Origin of the sequence: Asanoa sp. NPDC050611, from assembly GCF_040654855.1 — a bacterium.
Lineage (GTDB): Bacteria > Actinomycetota > Actinomycetes > Mycobacteriales > Micromonosporaceae > Asanoa.
Map to the genome: position 1 here is coordinate 1 of NZ_JBFAIU010000484.1, position 4,351 is coordinate 4,351.

Annotated in this window: 6 protein-coding genes; 2 read left to right on the top strand and 4 right to left on the bottom strand. The window is 71.9% G+C overall.

The features are described 5' to 3' along the window. Positions 1-110: 110 nt before the first annotated feature. From AB0H87_RS38700 to AB0H87_RS38715, 4 genes are read right to left on the bottom strand one after another with little or no spacing between them, the layout of a single operon-like run. Positions 111-1,028 carry a 5,10-methylenetetrahydrofolate reductase gene (locus AB0H87_RS38700; RefSeq protein WP_360157786.1) on the bottom strand — a complete coding sequence of 306 codons (918 nt, stop codon included), beginning with the start codon at positions 1,026-1,028 and terminating at the stop codon, positions 111-113. Continuing rightward, complete coding sequence (locus AB0H87_RS38705) at positions 1,025-1,762, bottom strand: amino acid ABC transporter ATP-binding protein (RefSeq protein WP_360157789.1); 738 nt, start codon at positions 1,760-1,762, stop codon at positions 1,025-1,027. Before AB0H87_RS38705 ends, AB0H87_RS38700 begins: the two co-directional genes overlap by 4 nt. Then, positions 1,759-2,595, bottom strand: a complete 837-nt coding sequence (locus tag AB0H87_RS38710) for an amino acid ABC transporter permease (protein WP_360157801.1) — start codon at positions 2,593-2,595, stop codon at positions 1,759-1,761. Before AB0H87_RS38710 ends, AB0H87_RS38705 begins: the two co-directional genes overlap by 4 nt. Positions 2,596-2,600: 5 nt before the next feature. After that, positions 2,601-3,461, bottom strand: coding sequence for an ABC transporter substrate-binding protein (locus AB0H87_RS38715; RefSeq protein WP_360157792.1), 861 nt, complete (start codon positions 3,459-3,461; stop codon positions 2,601-2,603). Between the two features lie 176 nt (positions 3,462-3,637). On the opposite strand from AB0H87_RS38715, the gene AB0H87_RS38720 reads away from it, so the two are divergent. Both AB0H87_RS38720 and AB0H87_RS38725 read left to right on the top strand, forming a co-directional pair. Further along, on the top strand, positions 3,638-4,156 hold the full coding sequence (locus AB0H87_RS38720; protein WP_360157795.1) for a SigE family RNA polymerase sigma factor: 519 nt from the start codon (positions 3,638-3,640) through the stop codon (positions 4,154-4,156). Then, the coding region (locus AB0H87_RS38725; RefSeq protein ID WP_360157798.1) for a hypothetical protein at positions 4,156-4,351 on the top strand (196 nt) is incomplete at its 3' end. The genes AB0H87_RS38720 and AB0H87_RS38725, both read left to right, overlap by 1 nt.

Consider the following 4,351-nt stretch of genomic DNA (forward strand, 5'->3'; position numbering starts at 1 on the left):
GGTGCCGTGCAGCAGGACCAGGCCGGGGCCGCGCCCGACCGCCTCGTAGGACAAGACCATGCCTGGAACGTACGAGCCCCGGCGCGGGCCCCGGGCCGAAATCGCGGGACCTAGCCCCGCAACAGCGCGGCCACCTCGGCGGCCAGGTCGGTGGTCGCCTCGATCTCCGCCCGGCGGATCGACACGCTCTCGACGTTGAAGCCGTACGGCATGCCCAGGTGAGCGCAGAAGTCGGCCAGGTCGCGGGCGATCGCCATGGTCTGCCGGTACGACTCGGCCAGCGTGTCGCCGGCGTTGCTCAGCGAGTTCCGCAGCCAGCGCGGCACCTCGACGCCGAGCCAGCCCAGGAACTCCAGCGTCTTGAGCGACCCGCACAGCGACAGCGTGAACACGACCGTCCGGGGTGCGACGCCGCGGGCCGCGCACGCGTAGAAGTAGTCCGAGACCAGGTTCTTCGTCTCGTTGACGTCGTAGACCACCTGCGAGACGAAGAACGTGCAGCCCCGTTCCTGCTTCGCCAGCATCCGCAGGTGCTCGTCGTCGCGTTCGCTGATCACCACACCGCCCAGCGGCAGGTCCGGCCGCAGCTCCTGCCGCAGGGCCTGGGCCTCCCGCAGGTCGGTCCGGGCCGGCTTGTCGCCCGACGACGCGCCGACGAAGACGCTGGACACGCGGCCGGCGTCGCAGCCGCTCAGCCAGTCGGCCAGCTCGGCCGGCGCGTACTTGCCGACGCAGCGGTAGATCACCACCGGCCGGTCCCAGCCACCGAGGTGCGACGCGTAGTAGGTGGCCGGGTCCAGCGTCGGCAGGTACGGGAACGGGCGCTCGGCCGGGTTGCGGTCCGACTCGTCGTCGATGTCGTAGAGGACCAGCCCGTCGAGGTCCAGCGGCGCCAGCCGGTCGAGCGTGACCTCCGCGATCTCCTTGACGCGCTCGACCGTGGCGCTGCGGCGCGGCGGCGTGAGCGCGAACAGCAGCACGCCGGACTGCGCGTCGGCCAGCATGCGGGCCAGCGGTGGACGGCTCACGCGGGTGCCAGCCGGCGCAGGAACTGCCGCGTGCGCGCCTCGACCGGGTCGTCCAGCACCTGCGCCGGCGGCCCCTGCTCGAGGATCCGGCCCGCGTCGAGGAAGCAGACCCGGTCCGCGACGTGGCGGGCGAAGTCCATCTCGTGCGTGGCCAGCACCATCGTCATGCCGTCGCGCTTGAGGTCGCGGATCAGCTCGAGCACCTCGCCGACCAGCTCCGGGTCCAGTGCCGACGTCACCTCGTCGAGCAGCAGCAGCCGCGGCGAGTTGACCAGGGCCCGGACGATCGCGACCCGCTGCTGCTGGCCGCCGGAGAGCCGGTCGGGATAGGCGTCCGCCTTGTCCGCCAGGCCGATCCGGGTCAGCAGCGACAGCGCCTGCTCGCGGGCGTCGGCGCGGGACCGCTTGTGCACCCGCACGGGCGCCAGCGTGATGTTGTCGAGCACGGACAGGTGCGGGAACAGGTTGTACGCCTGGAACACGATGCCGATCTTCCGGCGGACCAGATCGGGGTTGATCCGCGGATCGGTGATGTGCTCGCCGTCCAGGTGGATCATGCCGTCGTCCAGCTCCTCCAGGAGGTTGACGCAGCGCAGCAGCGTCGACTTGCCCGAGCCGGACGCCCCGATCAGCGCCACCACCTCGTGCTCGGCGACGCTCAGGTCGAGCCCGTCGAGCACGACGGTCGCACCGAAGACCTTGCGCACGCCGGTGCAGGACAGCACCTCGCTCATCGGCCGGCCTGCCGGCGAGCGGCCCGCAGCGTCACCCAGTCGGTGACCGCGATCAGCGGGATGGCCAGCAACACGAACAGCACCCCCGCGACGATGTACGGCGTGTAGTTGTAGTGCTCGGCGGTGGCGATCTGCGCCGCGCGTACCGCGTCGATGGGTCCGGCCAGGGACACCAGCCCGACGTCCTTCTGCAGCGCCACCGTGTCGTTGAGCAGCGGCGGCGCCACCCGCCGGACCGCCTGCGGCAGCACGACGTGCCGCATCGCCTGGCGGTAGGTCAGCCCGAGCGACCGCGCGGCCGCTATCTGGCTCGGGTGCACCGACTCGATGCCCGCGCGGAACACCTCCGCGATGTACCCGGAGTAGGTGAGCACCAGCGCCGCACCGCCGAGCACCAGCACCGACGGCATCCCCTGCAGCCGCAGCCCCGGGACGCCGAGCGTCAGCACGTAGATCACGATGATCAGGGGCAGGCCCCGGAAGGTGTACGTGTAGCTGACCGCGAGCGCCCGCACGGGGAAGAAGACCGGGCCGCGCAGGGTACGCAGCAGCGCGATCACCAGGCCGAGCGCCAGCGAGCCGAGCGCGCAGAAGATCAGCAGCCGGATGTTGAGCCAGAGCCCCCGCAGCACGTCGGGCAGCGCGTCGGCCGCGATCGACGGGTCCAGGAACGACTGCCGGACCCGGTCCCAGCCGGGCGCGCCGGTGATCGCGAACACCAGCAGCGCGCCGAGCACGGCCGTCGACAGGGCCGCGACCAGGATCGACCGGACCGTCTGGCGGCGGCGCCAGGCGATCCGGTCGAGCTGGACCTGGGACGGGCCCTCGGCCAACCGCGTCACGAGAGTTCGGGGGCGCCCGCCGTTTCGGCGAGCCACTTCTGCTCCAGCTCGGTGAGCTTGCCGTCGTTGCGCAGCTTGTCGACCGCCTCGCTGACGCACCTGGTCAGCGGCGAACCCTTGTCGAGCAGCAGGCCGAACGTCTCCGGGGTGCCCACCTGCGGCAGCTGCCCGACGATCTTGCCGTCGTCGAGCTCGGCGCCGGTGATGTAGAACGCGGTCGGCAGGTCGACGACCAGGCCGTCGATCTGGCCGTTCTCCAGCGCCTTCTTGGCGTCGTCGTTGGTGTTGTAGACCTGGGGCTGCGCGGTCGGCTTGATCAGCTCGTTGACCGCCTGGAAGCTGGTCGTGCCCACCTGGGCGCCGAGCTTCGCGGCCTTGAGGTCGGCCACGCTCTTCGCGTTGGCGATCTTCGACGACTTCAGCGCGATCACGGTCTGCCGGACCAGGTAGTACGGCGACGAGAAGTCGACCGCCTGCTGCCGCTCGGGCGTGACCGAGAACTGGTTGATGTCGAAGTCGAAGGCCTTCGGGCCGGGCGCGATCGCGTTGTTGAACGTCACCCGGGTCCACGCGACGTCGGTCTTCGCGTAGCCGAGCTGCTCCGCGACGGCGTAGGCGACGGCGGACTCGAAGCCCTCGCCGGACTCGGGCTTGTTGCCGACCACCCACGGCTCGTAGGCCGGGTCGTCGGTGGCGACCGTCAGCTTGCCCGCGGTCTCCGTCTGTAGGGAGTCCTTGGTGCACGTCGCCGCGGCCGACCCCGTCGGCTCGGGCGTCTCCTCGGGCGCGCAGGCCGCGAGGGTGGTTAGCAGAGCGGCCGCTGCGACGACCGCGAGAGGAGTGGCTCGCCTGGACATGGGGGACAGCTTAGAGAAAGGTCGGTGTACGTCCATCGAGTTCCCTATCACACTGGTCGGGAATTTGGACATTCGACCCATGGCGTCTCTTCCGGAGGAGCGGTAAACCGGATGAGCGCCCGGCGCGTCATCGTGACGTGCCAGCCGAGCTGACGGTGCCACGTCCCGGGAGGGTCATGGCGGACCGACCGCACACCGAATGGGACGCCGACGCGGCGGTCACCCATCTCTTCGGCGCGCACTACCGCCCGATGGTCCGGCTGGCCAGCCTGCTGCTGCACGAGCGCGGCGCCGCCGAGGAGATCGTCCAGGACGCGTACGTCCGGCTGCACGCCCGCTGGCACACGCTCCGCGACCCCGACAAGGCGCTGGCGTACCTGCGGGTCGCCGTGGTCAACGGCTGCCGGTCGGCGCTGCGGCACCGGCGGGTGGTCGACGCGCATCTCGCCGCCAGCCACCCGCCGCCGTTGGCCCCGAGCGCGGAGGCCGGCGCGATCGACCTGCTCACCCAGGCCGCGGTGGTCGCCGCGATCCGCCGCCTGCCGGCCCGGCAGCGGGAGGCGATCGTGCTGCGCTACTACGCCGACCTGTCCGAGGCGGAGATCGCGGAGGCGATGGGCGTCAGCCGCGGTGCGGTCAAGAGCCACGCGGCGCGGGCGGTCGCCGCCCTACGCCCGATCCTGGAGCACCTCTGATGACCCCTGAGGAGACGATCCGGCGGGCGCTGGAGGCGGAGGCGGCCACGGTGGACGTCGCGCCGGACGCGCTGGCGACGATCCGGTCGCGGACCCGGCGGCGGCGCACCCGGGCGAGCGTCCGGGCCTGGCTCAGCGGCGGCCTGGCGGTGGCCGCGACCGCCGCGGCGGCGGTGTTCGTGCTCGCCACGGAGC